General features: G+C 45.0%; 16 protein-coding genes. 12 read left to right on the plus strand and 4 right to left on the minus strand.

Going from position 1 to position 21,882, the window contains the following annotated elements; genetic code table 11:
- Positions 1-11: 11 nt before the first annotated feature.
- Positions 12-1,430 (minus strand): VanW family protein, encoded by a 1,419-nt coding sequence (locus tag BM358_RS24040; protein ID WP_028542120.1) that lies wholly within the window; start codon positions 1,428-1,430, stop codon positions 12-14.
- Positions 1,431-1,653: 223 nt separating this feature from the next.
- On the opposite strand from BM358_RS24040, the gene ftsE reads away from it, so the two are divergent.
- From ftsE to BM358_RS24085, 9 genes are all read left to right on the plus strand, one after another.
- Positions 1,654-2,340: a cell division ATP-binding protein FtsE gene (gene ftsE, locus BM358_RS24045; RefSeq protein ID WP_023990620.1), complete on the plus strand. Its 687-nt coding sequence runs from the start codon at positions 1,654-1,656 to the stop codon at positions 2,338-2,340.
- Positions 2,330-3,247: a permease-like cell division protein FtsX gene (gene ftsX, locus BM358_RS24050; protein WP_013312238.1), complete on the plus strand. Its 918-nt coding sequence runs from the start codon at positions 2,330-2,332 to the stop codon at positions 3,245-3,247. Before ftsE ends, ftsX begins: the two co-directional genes overlap by 11 nt.
- An 86-nt stretch (positions 3,248-3,333) precedes the next feature.
- Positions 3,334-4,617: a M23 family metallopeptidase gene (locus BM358_RS24055; protein ID WP_023990619.1), complete on the plus strand. Its 1,284-nt coding sequence runs from the start codon at positions 3,334-3,336 to the stop codon at positions 4,615-4,617.
- Between the two features lie 206 nt (positions 4,618-4,823).
- A complete protein-coding gene (locus BM358_RS24060; RefSeq protein WP_023990618.1) occupies positions 4,824-6,290 on the plus strand; it encodes a S41 family peptidase in 1,467 nt (488 codons plus the stop codon).
- A 164-nt stretch (positions 6,291-6,454) separates the two neighbouring features.
- On the plus strand, positions 6,455-7,771 hold the full coding sequence (locus BM358_RS24065) for a PDZ domain-containing protein (protein ID WP_028542119.1): 1,317 nt from the start codon (positions 6,455-6,457) through the stop codon (positions 7,769-7,771).
- A 177-nt stretch (positions 7,772-7,948) separates the two neighbouring features.
- Complete coding sequence (locus tag BM358_RS24070; RefSeq protein ID WP_023990616.1) at positions 7,949-8,506, plus strand: class I SAM-dependent methyltransferase; 558 nt, start codon at positions 7,949-7,951, stop codon at positions 8,504-8,506.
- A 273-nt stretch (positions 8,507-8,779) separates the two neighbouring features.
- The gene (locus tag BM358_RS24075) at positions 8,780-9,163 is read left to right on the plus strand and encodes a hypothetical protein (protein ID WP_023990615.1); all 384 of its coding nucleotides are present in this window, start codon (positions 8,780-8,782) and stop codon (positions 9,161-9,163) included.
- Between the two features lie 302 nt (positions 9,164-9,465).
- On the plus strand, positions 9,466-13,521 hold the full coding sequence (locus BM358_RS24080; RefSeq protein ID WP_028542118.1) for a glycosyl hydrolase: 4,056 nt from the start codon (positions 9,466-9,468) through the stop codon (positions 13,519-13,521).
- A gap of 187 nt (positions 13,522-13,708) precedes the next feature.
- Positions 13,709-15,106, plus strand: coding sequence for a hypothetical protein (locus BM358_RS24085; protein ID WP_028542117.1), 1,398 nt, complete (start codon positions 13,709-13,711; stop codon positions 15,104-15,106).
- Positions 15,107-15,192: 86 nt separating this feature from the next.
- On the opposite strand, the gene BM358_RS24090 is transcribed toward BM358_RS24085, so the two are convergent.
- Positions 15,193-15,573 carry a helix-turn-helix domain-containing protein gene (locus BM358_RS24090; RefSeq protein ID WP_028542116.1) on the minus strand — a complete coding sequence of 127 codons (381 nt, stop codon included), beginning with the start codon at positions 15,571-15,573 and terminating at the stop codon, positions 15,193-15,195.
- A gap of 254 nt (positions 15,574-15,827) precedes the next feature.
- On the opposite strand from BM358_RS24090, the gene BM358_RS24095 reads away from it, so the two are divergent.
- Together BM358_RS24095 and BM358_RS24100 are read left to right on the plus strand one after the other, a co-directional pair.
- Entirely contained in the window at positions 15,828-17,237 is a 1,410-nt protein-coding gene (locus BM358_RS24095) for a DNA-binding protein (RefSeq protein WP_028542115.1), read from the plus strand.
- Between the two features lie 204 nt (positions 17,238-17,441).
- Positions 17,442-17,669, plus strand: coding sequence for an aspartyl-phosphate phosphatase Spo0E family protein (locus BM358_RS24100; RefSeq protein WP_023990607.1), 228 nt, complete (start codon positions 17,442-17,444; stop codon positions 17,667-17,669).
- 236 nt (positions 17,670-17,905) lie between these two features.
- Here the strand turns inward: BM358_RS24100 and BM358_RS24105 are convergent, their stop codons facing one another.
- Positions 17,906-18,721 carry a flagellar motor protein MotB gene (locus tag BM358_RS24105; RefSeq protein ID WP_028542114.1) on the minus strand — a complete coding sequence of 272 codons (816 nt, stop codon included), beginning with the start codon at positions 18,719-18,721 and terminating at the stop codon, positions 17,906-17,908.
- Complete coding sequence (locus tag BM358_RS24110; RefSeq protein ID WP_028542113.1) at positions 18,705-19,532, minus strand: flagellar motor protein; 828 nt, start codon at positions 19,530-19,532, stop codon at positions 18,705-18,707. Before BM358_RS24110 ends, BM358_RS24105 begins: the two co-directional genes overlap by 17 nt.
- Before the next feature lie 208 nt (positions 19,533-19,740).
- Here BM358_RS24110 and uvrB point away from each other — a divergent pair, with 208 nt between their 5' ends.
- Positions 19,741-21,732, plus strand: a complete 1,992-nt coding sequence (uvrB, locus tag BM358_RS24115; protein ID WP_023990604.1) for an excinuclease ABC subunit UvrB — start codon at positions 19,741-19,743, stop codon at positions 21,730-21,732.
- Positions 21,733-21,882: the final 150 nt, after the last annotated feature.

The following is a 21,882-nucleotide window of genomic DNA, read 5'->3' on the forward strand; positions in this document are numbered from 1 at the left end:
GGATTTTTCGTTTATTCGCTTATACCGTCCTCGACAATAGACTTCTCGGGTTCACGTGTTTGTGGCTCAGACGATGTGCCACCGCCATAACTAGCTATAATGCGTTGCTGCGCTCGATACGTATCGCGGCTGATTCGGGTGCGATCTACGGTTTTTCCGTCCACCTTTTTTACCCGGAATGTTTCTACCACATACCCTTCTTTGCCCTGCCGAAGTACTTGATAGAAGCCGGGGGAAAGGGAGTCATTACGGAGTCTCTTCTCCGGTATGGGAAGTATGCGAACCGTATGGGATTCCAGTTCATACGAAACATTGGACGGAAATGTACCAAAAAATTTAACAGTAAGCGTTCGGTTTTGGACAGCCGCACGAAGTAGTAAATGTTTGCCTGTATTGTTTCTAAAACGAAAATTAATGGACCCTGTAGCAAAAGTCGCATCCTGACCTTTGGGCAGGTAGCTGACCGGCAAGGAATGGTTGCGGCGCTCAACAATGTCCAAACCGACTCGCAGTGCTGCATTATACACCGTGCTGGATACCTGACAAATCCCGCCACCTATGCCGGACTCCAACTGACCGTTCACGATCACTGGAGCTTCACGAAAGCCATGAGTGCGCTCAGCCTTGGCAATCAATTGACCGTAGTCGAATATGTCACCTGGCTTGAGAATTAAACCATCAACGGTGCTTGCCGCTGAATTGACGTTATACACGCGTCCTTCCGAGCTGCTGCCGAGACTGGTGGAGAACTGGACGATTTTGCGCTCAATCCCTTCATTACGCAGGCTGTCCACCGAAATTTTCGGCTCCAGCTGAAGGAACGGTAATTCCACTCGTATCGGCTCCTCAGAAGCGGTAAAATCCTTGGGCAGCGCCTTATCCAGTGCGGCGTCCAGTTTGGGCCAATCCAGACGTCGCGCAGAGCGCCCCGGAATATAACGAACCTGATCATTCCCGTCAATCTGACGCACAGCATTGATAGGCATGCCATATCGTTGCTCCTCCCAATCGACTCCGAATTGGGCTTTCAATATCTCCTTCTGTCGGAAAGATGCGATAGACCATTCCTTTTCGAAGCTAAAACGTGTCTGCACACGAGTCCATAGATGCTCCGAGCTGAGCGCCTTAACGGCATTCCGAAATGCCTCCGCTTTATAACGAATCCCTGCTTCCCCGAGTGTAAGTTTTATATCCTGTGCACTGCTGTCACTGTCCGTCAGAAGCAGTGGGCGTTGCTTTAATGCATCCAGCTTTTTATCCACCAGCCGGAGAGCGGATGTGTAATCCATGCTTCCTACGTTGACTCCTCCGACCCTCACTCCCTCCGGCAGCGTTTGTCTGTCGGCGTACAGATGAAGTCCCCCCCACAACATGGCCAGCGCCAGAACACCAGCCCATATCCAAATGACAGATAAATGAATTTTTTTCATAATGCAGATGTCTCCTGTCTGATAAGCTTGATAGCGTACTCGTGTGCCATATTATTCATATATATGTGCCAAAAGCAGAAAACTTTCGGTACTATTTAGGTAACAAATTTGTTACAATGATAAACGGTATGATGAAATAGAGAAGTTTTTAAAGGAAATGCATGGAATATGTCGAAGGATATTAGGTTATGCGTAATATGATTAAGCAGCGGGAAGTGATCGAGTGATTGAAATGCAGGATGTGTGGAAGACCTATACTAACGGAACCCACGCACTTCAAGGAGTATCGGTCAGAATTGACCGTAATGAATTTGTATACGTAGTCGGCCCGTCTGGAGCGGGGAAATCGACTTTTATGAAGCTTATTTATAGAGAAGAAGTACCTACCAAGGGGCAAATTTCAGTCAATGGTTTTAATATCGGGAAGCTCAAGCAGCGTAAAATTCCCTACGTTCGTCGTAACATCGGAGTCATTTTTCAGGATTTCCGCCTTTTGCCGCGTTTGACGGCTTATGAGAATGTGGCTTTTGCTATGGAAGTTATTGAAGCTCCCAAGAAGCTGATTCGCAAACGGGTACCAGAAGTGCTTGAACTGGTTGGCTTGAAAACAAAAATGAATCGTGAGCCTGCCCAGCTTTCCGGTGGGGAGCAACAGCGTGTAGCGATTGCACGGGCCATCGTAAACAATCCTTCCGTGATCATTGCCGATGAACCTACGGGAAATCTGGACCCCGAGACATCGTGGGAGATCATGCAGTTGCTGGACGAAATTAATTTTAGGGGTACGACCATTGTGATGGCGACCCACAATAAGGACATCGTGAACTCCATGCGTAAACGCGTAATTGCTATTGAGAATGGCAACATCGTAAGGGATCAGGTAAGAGGGGAGTACGGATATGACTTTTAATACCTTCTTACGTCATGTGCGGGAAGGTTTCAAAAACATATTCCGCAATGGCTGGATGTCCGTGGCATCCGTCACCTCGATTATTGTGTCATTACTTATATTGGGCGTATTTATCATGCTGGTGCTCAACGTCAATTCCCTGGCTGATCAGGCAGATAGTCAGGTAGAGGTTAACGTATTTCTGGAGCTAAATGTAGAGCAGAACATGCGCGAAACACTGCAAAAGGAAATCGCGGCGATGCCGGAAATCAGCAAAACGACCTTTGTGACTAAAGCTCAGGGTTTGGAGGAGCTGCGCAAAGATTTGGGAGACAGCGGCAAGGAGCTGCTGGAGGGTTTTGACAAGGACAGCAATCCACTCCCGGACAAAATTGTGGTAGAGGTTATTGAACCAACAACGGTTCCATTTGTGGCTGAAAAGATTGAGAAGCTGAATACGTTGCATCCAGAGAAACCGATTTTAAAGGTTCGTTATGGAAAAGGCACCGTAGAGACGCTCTTTACGATTACGAAGCTCATACGTAATGTAGGCTTTATATTCGTCGCCGGACTGGCGATCATGTCCATGTTCCTTATCTCGAATACGATTCGCGTGACCATATTGGCACGACGCAGAGAGATTGGCATTATGAAGCTGGTCGGTGCGACCAACTTTTTTATACGCTGGCCGTTTTTTATCGAAGGCGCGCTTATTGGTCTTATTGGTTCCCTTATTACTGTAGGTATTTTATTTACTGGCTATCAGCGTTTGCTGACCGCCGTTCAGGGCGATATAGCTCTGAATATGTTGAAGCTTATGCCACTTGAAGGCATTTGGATTCAGTTGAGTGCATTGCTGATTATTTTGGGTATGCTGGTCGGAATTGTTGGCAGTACCCTGTCCATGCGTAAGTTCTTAAAAGTATAAAGAAGCGTTGGCTGGACGTCGTGGTCGGTATCAATTAGAACGGGGAAGCCCGGTGTTATTTTGCGATAAAGGATGGGGAGTGCAAGTTGAAAAAAACAGGATCTGTGTTGGCCGCTACCTTGGTAGCCGCATTGCTAATCCAGCCTTCTGACGGATATGCCAAAAGCATGAGTGAAATCAATTCGCAGCTGAACCAATTGGAAAAGCAGGCCCAATCTGCCAAGCAACAACAGGAAAAGGCTGCTCAAGATAAACAGTATGCCCAACATTACAAAAATAAAACCGTGCAAAACCTGAAAATTGTGCTTGCTCAGATTAACAGCGTCAGTGATCAGCTGACTCGTGTTGCGGTTCAGATTGATCAAACGGAAGATAATCTGCGTGCGACTAAAAAAGATTTAGCTGAGGCAATTGATCGTATCCAGTCACGGGAAAAAATGCTGGAAACTCGTGTGCGTTTGATGTATACGGATGGAACCGTCTCATATATGGACGTGCTTATGTCTTCGTCCAGTTTTAGTGACTTTCTCAGCCGGGTAGATTCCTTGAAAACGATCGTGGAGCAGGATCAAATCCTGTTGGACGAGCATAAAAAGGACAAGGCATTGGTCGTAAGCAAGAAGAAACAGCTGGACACGGAATATAAAAATGCCAAGAAGCTCTATGCGCTCAAGCAGGACGCCAAAGCAGAACTGAATTCGAAGGAAAAAGAGAAACAAAGACTGATTTCCAATTACGATCATGATATTGCTGAGTCAGATGAAATCAGTGAAGAGCAAAATGACATGCTGGTAGCACTCGCTAACAAGCGTGTGGGTCTGGTGCAGGAGAAGAACAAGCTTAGAGCGGAGCAGGCTGCCAAAGCAGCACGCGCTAGAGCGGCTGCACGTGCGGCTGAGGCCAAACGATATGCATCTTCATCCTCAGGCGCCGCCTCGAATTCCAGCCATGCGGCAGCCAGCACGTATACAGGCGGAACGGGCACATTGGCTTCGCCTGTATCCCATTACCGACTTTCATCTACTTTTGGCATGCGGGTACATCCGATTACCGGCAAGCTTAAAGGCCACACAGGTGTTGATATGGCGGCTCCTCAGGGAACCGATATTCATGCAGCCGAAGATGGTGTTGTCATTGTTGCCGAATGGTGGAGTGGCTATGGAAATACGGTTGTGATTGACCATGGAGACGGGCTATGGACCCTATACGGACACATTCGCAATGGCGGTACGGTGGTTCATACCGGGCAGACTGTGAAACGTGGTCAAAAAATTGCAGAAGTTGGTTCGACGGGCAATTCCACAGGACCTCACTGTCATTTTGAGGTGCGCGAAAATAACAAACCTGTAAATCCGATGAACTATTTATAGTAGATAAGGTAAGCCCTATTTATAGCCATTACGGTTGTAGATAGGGCTTTGCTGTAATGGTTAATATCCGATGAAGAACATGTGCATTGAGACACGGAGTAGGATACAATTAACATATTCCGTACAAGCTAGACGTATACTTCGTGGATGGATATGCGTTGTAAGGCAATAGGATACAAGATAATGAGAAGGCGGTGGACGATTAGATGTTGAAAAAAAGTACAGCGATACTCTTGATGGTGATCGGGCTGCTTGGCGGCAGTCTGCTCACTTTTGCCTATACTGGAACGACTACAGTAGGGAACAGCGCTCTGGGCGAAGGACTGCTGGCGAGTGTGACAGGTAGCAGTTCTACCTCCAGAAGTGATATCCGCAAAATTGAGACGGCGATGGACCTGATTCAGGGACAATATTATCAGGATGTGGATCGTACCAAGTTGGTGGATGGCGCCATCAATGGTATGATGGAGTCGCTCGGCGACCCGTATTCCTCTTATATGGGTAAAGAAACTGCCCAACAATTCGAGCAATCCATTGAAGGTTCTTTTACTGGGATCGGAGCCGAAGTAGCTGCCGAAAACGGGAAAGTAGTTGTAGTCACGCCAATTAAAGGCTCCCCGGCAGAGAAGGCAGGGTTACGCTCTAAGGATATTATTTTGTCTGTTAATGGTGAAACACTGGACGGATTGGATCTAAACAAGGCCGTTTCCAAAATCCGTGGGCCTAAAGGCAGTCAGGCAAAAGTCAAAATTCAGCGCAGTGGCTCTCCTGATCCGCTCGAATACACGATTACCCGTGACAACATTGATATGGAAACTGTAACGGCTCATATGGAAAGCGACGGTGTAGGCGTCATCACGATCACCCAGTTCTCCTTGAATACAGCAGAACGTTTCAAGGAAGAGTTAGCGAAGCTCGAAAAACAAGGGCTTAAAGGGCTCGTCATTGACGTGCGTAATAACCCGGGCGGCGTGCTTTCCGTGGTCATTGATATTGCACAGCAATTTGTACCTTCTGGCAAAACGATTGTACAAGTGGAAGACAAGAATCAGAAGCGTGAAGAAGAGAAATCCAAAGGATCACGTAAGAACTATCCAGTGACTTTGCTAATGAATAAAGGCAGCGCAAGTGCGTCCGAAATTCTGGCAGGTGCTCTCCAGCAATCAGCAGGTGCTGTGTTGATCGGGGAAAATTCCTTTGGTAAAGGTACTGTACAAACCAGCTATGACAAGCAAATGGGTGACGGTAGCCTGCTCAAAATCACGATTGCCAAATGGTTAACGCCAAATGGAACGTGGATTCATAAAAAAGGGATTAAGCCGAATATTGCGGTGGAACAGCCTGAATACTTCACAGCAGCACCGTTGAACAAGGAAAAGTCCTTGAAATACAATATGAATAGCAGTGATGTGAAAAATGCACAAATCATTCTGCAAGGCTTGGGATACAAACCAGGTCGCGAGGATGGCTATTTTGACAAAGTAACTGAAAGCTCTGTTATTGCTTTCCAAAAACAAGCGAAGCTGACGGCTAGCGGCATCATTGATGCGAAGACAGCAGCAGCGATGGAAGCCAAGCTGATTGAGAAAATTCGTGATCCGAAAAATGATAATCAACTCAAGCAGGGGATTGAAGAGATTCGGAAGGAAATGAAGACAAGCGCAGCGAAATAATAGTGAGGCTACAACAAGGGGGCTGGAAACAGCCTCCTTTTATATTGGGATTTATTTGCAGTCTGTCGGTTTGTCTTCCCTACGTTGGCAATTTCATATAGAATAAATGGATATGAAATGTACGTGATCCGCTATACAGCGGGCCAGGGGCATAAGGAGTGTGAATGGACTTGGAATGGGCATTACAATGGGGATGGAGCGTCTTGAATGCTTGCTTGTACCTGCTTTTGCAGCCGTTTTATTATATCTCAATACTCATTGTAGCACTTGGTTATCGTCGGCAAATGCTGCTGGAGCGCAAGCTATTTCATACCAAAATGCATAGCTGGACTGCAGAGACCTGGCGTGTCGTATGGAGTGGTTTGCTTGCTGGAATGGCGCTATCTGCTCTGGGAATGTTCGTCAGTGTGCATCTGAACTCGGCTTCCATCGTGTGCCTGTGGGTAGCGACATTACTGCTCATGCTGGTACGCGTCCGTTACCTGTGTCTCGCTTATTCGGTAGGTCTGCTAGGTGTGGTTCAGTTTTTCTTAAACGTGGCCAGTGGCTGGCAACCTGGGGGAGCGCTCGGAACATCAGTAGCAGCCATCCGCGGATTGGATATTCCAGCACTGTTGGTGTTGGTCGCCGTGCTGCATGTGGCTGAGGCGCTGTTGGTTCGCTGGCAAGGGGGGAAGGCGGCCACTCCGCTGTTTGTCGAGGGCAAACGGGGAAGATTGGTTGGCGGTTATCGTATGGAAGACCTCTGGCCCATTCCGTTGTTGTTGTTGGTACCGACTCAGGGAGGCTTCATGCTTCCCTGGACACCTTTGTTCGGCGGCGATGCCGGAACCGGGTATATGCTGGCAGCCTTGCCAGTCCTGATGGGCTTCAGCAGCGTGACGCTAGGCCAGCTACCACGACAGAAGGCGGTACTTACTTCGAACCGTTTGCTCCTGTATAGTGTGGCTTTACTTCTGCTGAGCTTGCTGGCTGCATGGTGGAGTCCGCTGATATTGCTCGCAGCATTATTCTCCTTTCTGGCTCATGAGGCGCTGATCTGGTATGGTAATATAGAGGAAAATCGTCTTAGCCCGATGTTTGTCCATCCGGAGCAAGGGATGCGTGTTCTCGCTGTGCTGCCAGACAGTCCAGCGACAGCCATGGGCATACTGCCGGGCGAGGCCATTTACCGCGTGAATGGGGTTGTTGTGAATACCCGTGCCGAGTTACACCAGGCCTTGCGAATCAACTCTGCTTTTTGTAAGCTGGAGGTACGCAATCTGCAGGGCGAGAGCAAGTTTGTGCAGCGAGGCATGTACGATGGCGATCATCACCAGCTAGGGGTCGTGCTTGCACCGGATGCAGACGCGAGCTGGGCCGTATCCATACAGCCAGCCTCCATCTATCGGATTGTTGCCATGCACATAGGCGCACGACGACGTAAAGCTGGACAGGCATCGCAGGCAGAGGGTGCACATTTGGATACCATGGACAAATAGATGTTACAACAAGAGGGTAGTCATTATTTGATTAGAGTCGAATAAGGCTACGCTCTTTTTATATGCCGACAGTAGCCTGCTTGAAATCAATATTCTGATCGGTATACAATGAATATGTAATAAGAAGTGTTGATGAACCGAATGCCTATCATGTGTGTCAAGCAGGGAGAGAAAAAGATGAACGCGATTCACTTTATTCGAGAGTACATCAGGCATCCACGTAGCGTAGGCGCTGTTATACCCAGCTCAAGACAGTTGGCCAAACAAATTGCCACACCGATTTACTTTGACAAAGCATCGTGCATTATTGAATATGGTGCAGGAACCGGTGTGTTTACGCAAGAGCTTATTTTGAACAAGCGTCCAGAAACGCTACTTTTAGTGATTGAAGCTAATGAATCGTTTTACAAAACGCTACAAAGCAAGTACGGACACCTGGAGAGGGTACACATTATTCATGGATCGGCTGAGCATGTAGCGCAGTATATACGACAGTATGAGGTCCCAAAAGTGGATTATGTCGTGTCAGGGCTCCCTTTCACCAGCTTGCCCGCTGCATTATCCAGCCTCATTTTGGGACAAACGGCTGAGGTTTTGGGCCAGGAAGGCAAATTTATTACGTTCCAGTACAGCAAGGTCAAACACAATTTTTTTCGCACCTTTTTTGCTGACATTCAGATTAAAAAGGTAAACTGCAATGTCCCTCCCGCTTATGTGTTCACTTGCAGCCTGTAACCTTGCAGCTATGTAGAGGATTAGAATAAATACGAATGTGAATATACGGATAATTATGAGAAGACTTGGTCAGCGTCATTAAAATGCTGAAACAGTCTTTTTTTGTTGTGCACTTTTATGGATATATAAGAAGGGGATATGTTAAAAAGCAAAATTCATTTAAGGAATCATATTTTAAAATGGGGCTTAACCTATATATTACATAAGATGGAACCCGCTAGATTTTTGTAAGATTCATGATAAATCTGAACTTTTGTTAAAGGAGATTTATATATGGTAAAACCGCTGATATTCATGCGTTGGTGTGAGTACTATGAGTTAAGTGACCGTGAGACGGATTTTGTATCTTTTTTTATGATGAATTTCTCGGCTGCCCGTTCAGGCAATCAACCGAAGCTTAGGGAGCAGTTTGTTGAAATTCAGAAAAAAACCTTTCCTGAGTACCCGTTTGATATTACCCCGGAAGAACTGGATTACTCCAAATTCGAAGGCTTGATGAAGCAAGTGTTGAAAATTCATTTTGACACGGCCGAGCTGCTATACTCCTTTTATCTCCAAAAACTGTGCGCACCTTTGGCAGAATACATTTTATCCACTGGAGAATCAGAGCCTGCACGCATCTATTATAAGCTTATTCAAAAGGATAAAGTGCGCTAGGGAAGACGAGTGTGGATGAGCAAGAGCTATTGTGATACCTCAAGCTATATGGTTATTTAAGAAATTAATACTAGCTAATTAAAACAATAGTTAAAAATGTCAATATACCTTTGTGTTAAGGTAATATTATAAATCCAGTTTCAAAGAAAGAGGGTGTTGTTTTCGGCTGGAACATTTCAAGCACGGATATGACGCTGCAACGGAACGATAAGCTCGTTTGGGGACAGGGAAGGGGCCTTAAAGCCTCAAGGAGGGGCATTCGTATGGGTGCCGCTCTTTTTAAATTGAAGGGAGGAAGCGGCATGAAGGCGAAAAATAGTAGTAGTATTTGGTCCAAACGTTCCAAATGGCTGCCTGTCGTCATGGCATGCACGATTATAGTAGGGGGTGCTCTACCGACTCCAACTGTAGTTCACGGTCAAACGGCAAAGACTGTTACCATTAAAGTCGATACATCCAAGGATCGTAAGCCTATTAGCCCTTATATTTACGGTACGAATCAGGAGTTGGCAGGCGATGAGAATCTGACTGCCAGACGACTTGGTGGCAATCGAATGACCGGATATAACTGGGAAAACAATATGTCCAATGCAGGAAGCGACTGGATGCAGTCCAGCGATAGCTATTTATGCGACAACGCCGGATTGACAAAAGCCGAATGTGAAAAGCCAGGTGCGGTGGCAACCTCGTTTCACGATCAATCGCTGAAGCAGGGCACATATTCTTTAGTCACACTGCCGATGGCCGGTTATGTGGCCAAGGATGGAAACGGAAGTGTGCAGGAAAGCGAAAAGGCTCCTTCCGCTCGGTGGAATGAGGTCGTAAACGCTAAAAATGCGCCGTTTCAATTGCAGCCTGATCTGAAAGACAATCAGGTTTATGCGGATGAATTCGTCAACTTTTTAGTGAAAAAGTACGGCGTTGCTTCAACAAAAACGGGCGTGAAAGGATATGCGCTCGACAATGAACCCGCTCTCTGGTCGCATACGCATCCGCGTATTCATGGTGAAAAGGTTGGAGCCAAAGAGTTGGTAGACCGGTCGGTAAGTTTATCCAAAGCTGTTAAAGCGGTTGACGCGGGTGCGGAAATTTTTGGGCCCGTTCTTTACGGTTTTGGCGCCTATAAAGATCTTCAAACTGCACCTGATTGGAACTCTGTAAAAGGCAACTACAGCTGGTTCGTGGACTATTACCTGGATCAAATGCGTCTCAGCTCGCAAGCCGAAGGCAAGAGATTGCTGGATGTCTTTGATGTACACTGGTATCCTGAAGCGATGGGCGGGGGCATACGAATTACAAATGAGGTAGGCAACGACGAAACGAAGAAAGCCAGAATGCAAGCGCCTCGTACTTTGTGGGACCCGACCTACAAGGAAGATAGCTGGATTGCTCAATGGAACAGTGAATTCTTGCCTATACTGCCTCGATTAAAGCAGTCGGTGGATAAGTATTACCCAGGAACCAAGCTGGCTTTGACTGAGTATAGCTATGGTGGCGAAAATGATATTTCCGGCGGTATCGCTATGACTGATGTGCTGGGCATCTTGGGCAAAAACGACGTCTATATGGCAAACTACTGGAAGTTAAAGGATGGTGCCAACAACTACGTTAGTGCCGCTTACAAACTTTACCGCAATTATGACGGAAAAAGCTCTACTTTCGGTGATATCAGCGTTCATGCACAAACGTCGGATATTGTTAATAGCTCGGTGCATGCTTCCGTAATGGATGCATCCTACAAAGAACTGCACCTCGTTGTCATGAATAAAAGCATGGACAGTGCATTCGACGCCCAATTTGATCTTTCCGGCGAGACGACTTACGGTTCCGCTAAAGTATGGGGCTTCGACAAAAATAGCTCGCAAATTAAGGAAGCAGCGCCAATCACGCAAATTTCAGGCAACCGCTTTACCTATACAGTACCGCCTTTGACGGCTTATCACATCGTGTTGACTGCTGGCAATGATACGCCTGCAGAAAATCCTGAAAGCTTTGCGCTGAGGGCTGAGGCTGGCGATGGGAAAGTCGATTTATCCTGGGACGCTTCCAGCGGAGTTGTAGGTTACAGCGTACAGCGGGCAACGTATGAAAACGGTCCTTTTGCTGCTGTAGCATCCAACTTGGTCGAAACGTCTTATACGGATACGAACGTAACGAACGGCACTTCTTATTATTATAAAATAACCGCAAAAACAAAGACGGGAACGAGCGAATCCAATGTTTTGAAAGCGGTTCCGCGAACACCTGTAGACGAACAGGATCGCTATGAAGCCGAAGATGGCACGCTGAAGGGAACCATTGTGGAATCCAGCGGGACCGGCTTCTCCGGTACTGGTTATGTAACTAATTTCCACAATGCAGGGGATTCCCTGACGATGACGATCCAGGCAGAGGCGGCAGGCTTGTACAATCTTACAATCGGCTACCGTTCGCCTCATGATGACAAACGCACCAACTTCTCTTTAAACGGCAAAGCGTCTGGCGAGCTGGTACTTTGGAAATCGGCTGATTTTAAAGAAACGTCCGGTGGTAAGGTTCTGTTGAATGCAGGGGCGAATACGATCGGTTTTGAAACAGGCTGGGGCTGGTATGATATCGACTACGTCAAGCTGGAGCCAGCTGCTGACCGTCCACCACATGCAGTAACCAAAACGCTCACCAATCCGAATGCGACGGTAGAAGCAAGAGCATTGATGAACTATCTGGTTGATCAATACGGGAAGAATATGCTTTCCGGTCAAGAGGATATGCCCGAAATTGATTGGCTTCAAGCGAATGTAGGTAAAAAGCCGGCTATTGCGGCACTTGACCTGATTGACTATTCCCCAAGCAGAGCGGAACACGGTCTTAGTTCCACAGAGACGGAAAAGGCGATTGAATGGGATAAGCAAGGGGGCATCGTTACCTTTGCATGGCACTGGAACGCGCCGAAAGGTCTGATCGATACGCAGGGAAAAGAATGGTGGAGAGGCTTCTATGCCGATTCGACTACATTCGATATAGAATATGCGATGAATCATCCAGAGTCCGAAGATTATAAATTGCTTATTCGCGACATCGATGTGATTGCAGGGCAATTGAAGAAGTTGCAGGATGCGAAAGTTCCTGTCCTGTTCCGTCCTTTGCACGAAGCGGAAGGCAAATGGTTCTGGTGGGGCGCTAAAGGTCCTGAGCCTGTTAAAAAATTGTATATTTTGATGCACGACCGTTTGACTAATGTGCACAAATTGAACAATCTGATCTGGGTCTGGAACTCTGTTGCTCCCGACTGGTATCCGGGAGATGAGTATGTGGATATTTTGAGCTTCGACTCTTATCCGCAAGCAGGCGACTACAGCCCGCAAATTGCAAAATATGAAGACCTTGTTACATTGGGCAAGGACAAAAAGCTAGTTGCCATGAGTGAAAACGGACCTATCCCGGACCCTGATCTGATGAAGGCGTATCAAGCCCATTGGAGCTGGTTCGCTACATGGTATGGAGATTTCTTGAGAGACGGCAAACAAAACAGTCTTGAGCATCTGAAAAAAGTGTATAATCATCCGAACGTCATTACGCTTGACAAGCTCCCGACTAACTTAAAAACGTATGGCATTACCGAGCAACCATCAGTACCAGGCAGCTTCACGCTGAACGCAGCGGGCGAAACGACGAAAGTAAAGCTGAGCTGGACAGCATCAGCGAATGCAGCAAGCTATGAAGTGAAGCGTTCGACAGCTGAAAACGGCGCTTTCGCCACAGTGGCGAGCGATGTATACGGAAGCAGCTACACCGACATAGCCGTAACGGCAGACACGATGTACTATTACCAAGTCGTAGCGAAGAACGATGCAGGTCAAACGGTTTCGAACACGGCTAGCGCAGCACCCAAAGCGGATACTCAGCAGCCGACAACGGGATTTGTGCTCCAGTATCGCGTAGCGGATACAAATGTGAACGACAATAACTTGAAGCCGCATTTCCAAATTTTAAATAAAGGTACAACCTCCGTACCGATCAACGAGTTGAAACTTCGCTACTACTACACGATCGACGGTGACCGTGACCAGACATTTAACTGCGACTATGCGGTGCTGAGCTGCTCGAAGCTGAATGGTAAGCTGGTTAAAATGGATAAAGCTGCAACCGGTGCTGATTATTATTTGGAAGTCAGCTTCAACTCGAATGGAGGCGTGTTAGCACCTGGAGGAAGCACGGGCGAAATTCAAACCCGTATTCATAAAACAGACTGGTCGAACTACAACGAAAGTGACGATTACTCGTATAAAGGCACGCAAACTTCATATGCCGATCATACGAAGGCTACGTTGTATCATAATGGTGTACTTGTTTGGGGAACCGAACCGACAGCTAATTAAGACAGGCGTCCATCGTTGAAATGAGCAGGGGATTTAGTATCCCACCTGCTCATTTTTTTGTACAAAAATACTCCAAGAGATATGTTTGATTATTATATTCAGGTTTAAGAAATCACGAACTAAAATTACCTTATAATGTTAGTAGAGACGAAAAATATAATTCTTCAAGCTAAAGAGGGGGATTAGCATGGAACATACACCTACGATCCGCTCGAAGATAGAGACAGAACTAAAGCAAAGGGGGCATACATTTAGCAGCTTCAGTAAAGTATCTGGAATTAACCGTGGTATATTTAGCACCATGCTTAACAGCAACCCACCTAAGCCGATCTCGGTTCGGCAGATGGACTTGATTACCAAGGCATTGGGATATCCCGAAGGCTGGCTGTATGAGTTATACATAGATGAATGCTTTTATGAGGGAAAAGGACACTGGAAACGGATTAAGCCTTTTTTATTACGTTGTGTAGAGTTAGGGAGGGAAGACTGTATTCAAAAGGTACTGTCAAGACTAACCGAGGACTTGTCCTATGTACCGACGATATTTGAGCTTGCAGAAGAACTACACGAAGCAGGAAAGAAAAAGGAGTCTACTCCCTTTTATGAGTGTGTAATTGAAAATGAAAAATATTACCACTCGGAGCGGTTGGCAATCTGCCAGTATCGTTTGTTTTGTTATTCTCTGAATACTGACTTGGATAATAATCGTCAAGCAACTATAAAGTTTGCACCGTTTCGGAGGAATCTTCCCGAGAATTACCAATTAGACGCGTTGTTAAAATTGACTAATGCATATTTCCAATTTTATGATTATGAGGCGGCTATACACTATGCGAAGGAACTTGAGGTACTAGTCACAAGCATTTATTGGCATCAAGCTCAAGCGAGGGCGAAGAATCGCGAAGTTATACGTTTAAATACAGAAAGACATCTAATCGTTTATTATGGTCAAGCCTATTTAATGCAGGGAAACTCCTTCGAAAAACAAGGGCTATATGAAGCAGCTATGAAGTTCATACCTTACTATGAAAATCTAACTGGATTTGAAGGTCTGGATGAGATTGGAATGATAGAGGCACAGAAATTCGAAATATGGGGAATAGCAAACCGTTTGAATTTAGAAATTCTGATGGGGGATACGGCTAGTTTGCCTGCCTATGTTGAACTTATTAGAAATAATCCTCAGGAAATATTACTTGGGCTATTGACCATTATAGAATCGGCCAATCATTACAGTTACTCAGTAGACGATACTCTGGCTCTTTTTGCTGAGAATATTAATGAATTTAGGGAGCTACGTACAAATATTTCGTATTATCATACAAATAATGATCTGCTGACATATTCTCGTTTTTTTCTTGAGCTTAGTCGATACTATTTCAGTAAAGGAAGCTATACCGAGGCAATAGACAGTATGCTGATTAGTTTAAAAGCCTCCTCAGAGTTAAACGATAAGAATTACTATATCAAGTCCATCACGCTATTATTTGAGAAATATAAGGATCATTCGACCGAAAAACAACGGACAGAATATGAAAAAGTGATACAAGCAGTGGAAAATAATATGAGGCAAATGACCTCTTAGAGCAAAAAGAGCTATGTTTCTCTACCTAGTGTAGAAGATCACACAGCTCTTTTAATTTTTCGTGCATGTTAATTGAGTGAAATTTACTATTCCTCATGTGTATCAGGGGTGTCGGAGCTACTCTCCAAAAGCTCGCTTTGTGAAGAAGAGAACAGTTCCTTCAATATGCGATAAGCTTTATTTTGCCCTGCTTCATTCTGCTGGGAAAGTATATGAATGCATTCCCAAATCCAGGGCTGGCTTTTGAGTTCTTCATATGGATTATAGTCAAAAAATGCAAATACGTTCGTGTTCAGCGCCTCTGCTATTTTCTCCAGTGTTTTGATCTGCACATTGACCTCACCGCGCTCCAACTTGCCGATATAGGAACCTGTTGAATCGGATGCTTCTGCTAACTGTTCTTGTGTAATACCACGCAATTTTCGAAATTGGCGAATTTTCGTTCCTATAAGTTTCGTCGTTTCCATAGACCTCCACACTCCTATAGTATGAGTGTAGACAAAGCCAGATCAGGCGTGGAGGTAATTAAATTGCCTAAATTGTTATATATTTAGTTCTTGTGAGAACTATTTAATAAACATCAAATTCCATAATATAATAAAACAGTGTAGAAAAGGGGTTGACCACCATCCAATTTATTCATATAATTTCTAGTATATTGTAATTGATTGTCGAGGAGGGTGATTTTTAAAATCATCTGAATACGCCGGGGGTGTTTTTATTGGAAAATGCAACCACGATCCGTTCGGAAATTGAGAAAGAACTAAAACTTGGTGGCTACACTTTTAATAGTTTTGGACAAGCTACGGGGCTTAACCGGGGCATATTTAGTGCTATGCTTAATGGCAATCCGCCTAAACCTATCTCGGTAAGACAAATGGACTTGATTACCAAAGCATTTAATTATCCAGAAGGCTGGTTGTATGACCTGTATGTGGATGAATGTTTTTATGATGGAAGACCTCATTGGAAAAGGGTCAAGCCGTTCCTGATTCGTTGTGTTGAAGTAGGGAATCTGAGGTGTGTGGAGAAAGTACTATCTCGATTAATGGAGGATCTTAATCATATTCCTACAATTTTCACTTTAGCAGAAGAGTTGTATGAGGAAGGAAAGCTAAAGGAAGCTATTCCTTTCTATGAATGTGTTATTGAAAATGAAAAGTACCAACATTCTGAGAGATTGGCAATCAGTCATTATAGAATTTTTTCAATCTCTGTTAGTGAAAGTATGGAAAGAAATTTGGAGGCCGCACTAAGATTTGTACCCTTTAGAAATCGGGTACCCTTAGAATATCATTTAGATGGTCTGCTTAAACTGTCAAATCTTTATTTCAACTTGCATCAATGGAAAGAAACAGAGCGTTATGCAGATGAATTAAGAGCGCTTGCAACTATTGTTTGTAAGAGCAGAGAAACTAATAAAAAGAATGTTACATTGAAAACTGAGAGACATTTAGTGGTCTACTATGGTCAAGGTTACTTAATAAAGGGTAATGCTCTGGAAAAACAAGAGAAGTATGAGGAAGCAATGAAGTATATTTCTGGCTATGCCGATTTGAGTTGGTTTGAGAATTTAGGAGAGATTGGACAAAAAGAAGTACAAAAGTTCACCCTTTGGGCAAATGCTAATCAACTTAACTTGAAAATTCTTATGGGCGATACAGGTAGTTTGCCAATATATATTCAATTTTTAAAAAATAACCCACCAGAAATTTTATTAGGGTTATTAACGATAGTAGAGTCGGCTAACAAGCATGGTTTTTTAATTGAAAATATCCTCCAACAGTTTTCCCGCGAATTAAACTCATTTAATGATGAATTATCTATGGAAACCAGTTATTATGAACCATCATTTAGTTATCATACGTATGCTGATTTTTGTTATCAACTAACAATATATATGTTTAATAGCCATTCCTATGAAAATGGTATTTATTATGTTTTAAAATGCTTGAGAAAATGTCTTCAAATCAATAACAAAGAAAAGTTTATGATCTGCACAGCAATATTTGGGAAATTTAGAGCGCAGGCAACAAAAGACCAAATATCAGAATATGAAAGTATCATGGAGGAGGTCTTGATAAGTGCGAATAAAAAACCTGAGGTTCATTCTAATTATAGGGCTCTTTAGCTTTTTAGAATACTCTCATAACATTGTTTTGTTTGGCCATGGGATGGGCGGTTAATAGTTATCAAAAAACAGCCTCGGTAAGGCTGTTTTTTTGATTCATCCCGTTAAAGGGATGAATTGGGTTTTATTATATTTTTAACCTGTAGGGAAGGTATCAGCTTGTAAACTAATGTAAATACCACACCGAACAGGAGGTTTATTGATGTGAAATGGAAACAATTGGAGGAATGCATCGAAGAAAAGCGGAAGGAACTAAATGATTTGGCGAATGAGGTGGGATTGAAGGATCGGCGGGTGTTAATCAAGTCCATGGAGTTGGATCGACTCCTTAATAAATACAGTGACTGGAAATATAGCTATCGCAGACAACAGAGCATACCCCAAAGTTCACAAATACAAGAGAAGCAACACGAGCTTGTCCTATCTTATTAATCTTCAAGTATCATGACAAGATAAAACCTAACTTCACCAGGGCTTCTAATACATAGTGGGATATAGAATAAACAAAATAATCTCTATTGCATCTCGTACGCCGCTCTTATACACGTTGTTCGTACGGTTTATTGTTCTGCGTCTACATCAGAGCGGAAGCCATGTATTAATGATGAATATGTATCAAAAAAACCTCCCGATTCACGTTATTGCGTGACTCAGGAGGTTTTTGGGTTTTACTGTTGAAGCTGGCGAAGCACGGTGATTTCGACACGGCGGTTTTTTTGTCGTCCAGCTTCGGTGCTATTGTCACCAACCGGCCGGGTATCTGCATACCCCGCATACTGAAATCCTGAGGGTGAAAGTTGCTCTCTGTCGAGAAAGAATCGGAGTACAGATAGTGCCCGTGCGCCGGAAAGCTCCCAGTTATCCTTATACGTCGATGAGTTCGAGGAGCGCGTAAACGGAATGTTGTCCGTATGGCCCTCAATGCTAATTGGTGTTTTCAAATCTCGAAACAGACTGGCCAACTTGGATAGCGTGTTGGCAGAGCCTTGTTTGAGTGCAGCTCTACCTTGATCGAATAAAAAGCGGTCATTCAGCGTAATGACAATACCACGCGGCTGATCTGACACAAAAATCTGGTTTTCCAGTTTGTTATCCGTAATATATTCTTGAATGACACCCATTAAATTTTGCAGCTCTTTTTCCTGCGTGCGAAATGCTTGTTCACGTTCGGTGAGCTTTGTCGATCCAGCTTCCTTTTTATCGGCTGCCGTTTGCTTGGTCGTGGGTGGATTCTTGCTGGTGTAACGATCAGCAGTACCTGTAATGCCCGAGCCTTGCTCCAAAATAGAATCTCCTTTGTGGAACGTATCCTGGAGGGATTGAACAACGACATCGTATTTTTTAGCATCCAGACTACTCATGGCATACATCACAACGAAAAATATGAGCAGCAGGGTGATCAGATCGGCATAGGTAATCATCCAGCGGTCACGATGGTCTCCGCCGCCTCCTTGACCCCCACGGCGCTTACCGCGCGCTCTCATGGAAGTCCTCCTTTGGAGAAGCGTCCTCTGTGCGTGAGCGACGAGGCGGTTTGTGATCTATATTTTGCTCTGAGCGGATAAAGAACTCCAACTTTTTGCGTACAAGCTTTGGATTCTCTCCGTTTTGAATAGCCAGAATACCTTGCAGCAGCAAATCCATTGTGATAATTTCACTCTCACTGGCTGCTCTTATTTTGGATGCGATGGGCAGGAAGATCAGGTTGGCGCTAGCAACGCCGTATAGTGTTGCGATAAAAGCAACAGCAATAGACGGACCAAGCGCAGTAGGCTCGGTCAGGCTGCCCAGTACATGGATCAGGCCCATGACAGTACCGATAATCCCCATCGTAGGGGCATAACCGCCTGCGGATTCAAATATTTTGGCGTACCCTTCATGTTTGTGTTCAATGGCATCTAACTCAAGCTCTAAAATCTGTTTGATCTGCTCCTGCTCGGTGCCGTCGATGACCAACTGAAGACCTTCACGCAAAAATGCATTCGGATGCTCTGATGAAGTACGCTCTAGCGCAAGCACACCGGATCGGCGTGAGGTGGCCGCCATGGAAACCAAATCTTCTATATATTGCTTCGTAGGATTGTCCTCACGGCTAAATGCCATCCGTAGAGCGGTGGGGATCGTCTTCAGCTTGGAAGCTGGGTAGCTGATCACAACTGCGGCGAAAGTTCCCCCAAATACAATTAGAGCCGATGTACCTTGAAGCAGCCCTGTAAATTCGCCGCCTTCCCATAAGAAGCCACCGATTAATGCTATGATTCCGGCGATGATGCCCAATACGATGGTGATATCCAAAATTTAATTCACTCCTATTCAAGACTTATCGTTTGCATCCACGGTAAGAAAGAGGTATAATACGGGAACAAACATTCTTATCCAACCATATTTCCCAAGTATCATTGCTCGGGAAATATCGACATAGAGTTACAGGTAAAGACGTTAAAGCTCGACTGGTGTAAAATCATGATGTTTCCATTTTAGACGATAAGGGTGATGCAGGGCAATGAGTGATATCGTTGTTAGCGATAAGACTTTTGAAATTCAGTCGGAATTCCAACCTCAAGGCGATCAACCTCAGGCCATTTTTGAATTGGTAGAGGGAATTGCAGAAGGAAAGAAGCATCAAACGCTATTGGGTGCTACGGGAACAGGTAAGACGTTTACCATCGCACAGACCATTGCCAAGTTGAATCGGCCTACGCTGGTTATTGCACATAATAAGACTTTGGCTGCTCAACTGGCGAGTGAGTTTAAAGAGTTCTTTCCGAATAACTCAGTCGATTATTTTGTCAGCTACTATGATTACTATCAACCGGAAGCATACATTCCGTCTTCCGATACGTATATTGAGAAGGATTCCAGCATCAATGAGGAGATTGATAAACTTCGCCACTCAGCGACAAGCTCTCTGTTTGAGCGTCGTGACGTTATTATTGTAGCGAGTGTCTCCTGCATTTATGGTTTGGGTTCCCCGAAAGAATATTCAAGCTTGCTGCTTTCGCTTAGAGTCGGCATGGAGAAACCCCGCAATCAGATTTTGTCCCGCTTGGTCGATATTCAATATCAGCGGAACGATATCAACTTCGTGCGGGGTACTTTCCGTGTACGGGGGGATGTTGTCGAGATATTCCCGGCTTCCCAAGGGGAACACGCTATACGTGTAGAACTGTTCGGGGATGAAATTGAACGAATTACCGAGATTAATGTGCTTACGGGTGAATTGATCGGTGAACGTGATCATATTGCCATTTTCCCGGCATCTCACTTCGTTACTCATGAGGATACGATGAAGGTAGCATTGGTCAACATTGAACGTGAGCTTGAAGAGCGGTTAGCGGAGTTGAAGGAGCAAGGGAAGCTGTTAGAGGCGCAACGTTTGGAACAACGTACCCGCTATGATATTGAGATGATGAAAGAGGTTGGCTTTTGTTCCGGTGTCGAGAATTATTCAGGTCCACTGACATTCCGCGAGCGAGGAGCAACACCATATACGCTGATGGATTATTTCCCGGATGATATGCTGATCGTCATTGACGAGTCCCATGTTACGTTGCCGCAGATTCGTGCCATGTATAACGGTGACCAAGCACGTAAGAATGTACTGGTAGAACATGGTTTTCGTTTGCCATCTGCATTGGATAATCGTCCGTTGAAGTTTGAAGAGTTCGAGGACAAGGTAAGTCAAATCGTCTATGTATCGGCTACTCCAGGACCCTATGAGATGGAGAAATGCGAAACGATGGTACAGCAGATTATCCGTCCTACCGGGCTTCTTGATCCGATTATTGAGGTGCGTCCGAGCAAGGGGCAGATTGACGATCTCATTAATGAGATACGGCTTCGCATGGAACGTGAGGAACGGGTACTGGTGACCACACTTACGAAGAAGATGTCTGAAGATTTGACTGACTATTTAAAAGAAGTGGGCATCAAGGTTCGATATATGCACTCCGAGATTAAGACGTTGGAGCGGATGGCTATTTTGCGGGATCTTCGTCTGGGGACCTTCGACGTGCTAATCGGGATCAACCTGTTGCGGGAAGGTCTTGATTTGCCGGAAGTATCGCTGGTGGCGATTTTGGATGCGGATAAAGAAGGCTTCCTGCGTTCTGAGCGCTCTCTGATTCAGACGATCGGACGGGCAGCACGGAACAGTGACGGTCGTGTTATCATGTACGGCGATAAGATTACCGATTCTATGGATAAAGCCCTAAAGGAAACGGAACGTCGTCGTGCGATTCAAATTCAGTATAATGAAGAACATGGGATTACCCCGCAAACCATTCGTAAAAAGATTCGTGATGTTATTGAAGCAACTAAGGTGGCAGAGTCAAAGAATGATTACCTTCCTAATGAGACGGGTAAACTTTCCAAGAAGGAGCGTCAATCACTCATTCAGCGTCTGGAAGCAGAGATGAAAGACGCCGCCAAGAACCTACAGTTCGAGCGGGCAGCCGAGCTGCGTGATGCTTTGCTGGAGTTGCGAGCTGATTAAACATTGAGAATAAGCTAGAAGCAAAACATATGAAAATAAAATGTTTGATTGCTTTGCTTTTAAAATAGTGAGGGCGGCCTATGTGGTCGTTCTCTTTGCGATATATCACTTCCATGGGATAATCCAATGCGATATAGCATGACGTGAACT

The sequence above is a fragment of the Paenibacillus sp. cl130 genome (assembly GCF_900116035.1).
GTDB classification, from domain to species: Bacteria; Bacillota; Bacilli; order Paenibacillales; family Paenibacillaceae; genus Paenibacillus; species Paenibacillus polymyxa_B.

Bases quoted from the DNA above. Each gene is read 5' to 3' on its own strand.
- uvrB (WP_023990604.1), top strand. From the start codon at position 19,741: ATGAGTGATATCGTTGTTAGCGATAAGACTTTTGAAATTCAGTCGGAA.
- BM358_RS24040 (WP_028542120.1), bottom strand. From the start codon at position 1,430: ATGAAAAAAATTCATTTATCTGTCATTTGGATATGGGCTGGTGTTCTG.
- BM358_RS24075 (WP_023990615.1), top strand. From the start codon at position 8,780: ATGGTAAAACCGCTGATATTCATGCGTTGGTGTGAGTACTATGAGTTA.
- BM358_RS24060 (WP_023990618.1), top strand. From the start codon at position 4,824: ATGTTGAAAAAAAGTACAGCGATACTCTTGATGGTGATCGGGCTGCTT.
- BM358_RS24080 (WP_028542118.1), top strand. From the start codon at position 9,466: ATGAAGGCGAAAAATAGTAGTAGTATTTGGTCCAAACGTTCCAAATGG.
- ftsX (WP_013312238.1), top strand. From the start codon at position 2,330: ATGACTTTTAATACCTTCTTACGTCATGTGCGGGAAGGTTTCAAAAAC.
- BM358_RS24090 (WP_028542116.1), bottom strand. From the start codon at position 15,573: ATGGAAACGACGAAACTTATAGGAACGAAAATTCGCCAATTTCGAAAA.
- BM358_RS24070 (WP_023990616.1), top strand. From the start codon at position 7,949: ATGAACGCGATTCACTTTATTCGAGAGTACATCAGGCATCCACGTAGC.
- BM358_RS24085 (WP_028542117.1), top strand. From the start codon at position 13,709: ATGGAACATACACCTACGATCCGCTCGAAGATAGAGACAGAACTAAAG.
- BM358_RS24065 (WP_028542119.1), top strand. From the start codon at position 6,455: ATGGACTTGGAATGGGCATTACAATGGGGATGGAGCGTCTTGAATGCT.
- BM358_RS24105 (WP_028542114.1), bottom strand. From the start codon at position 18,721: ATGAGAGCGCGCGGTAAGCGCCGTGGGGGTCAAGGAGGCGGCGGAGAC.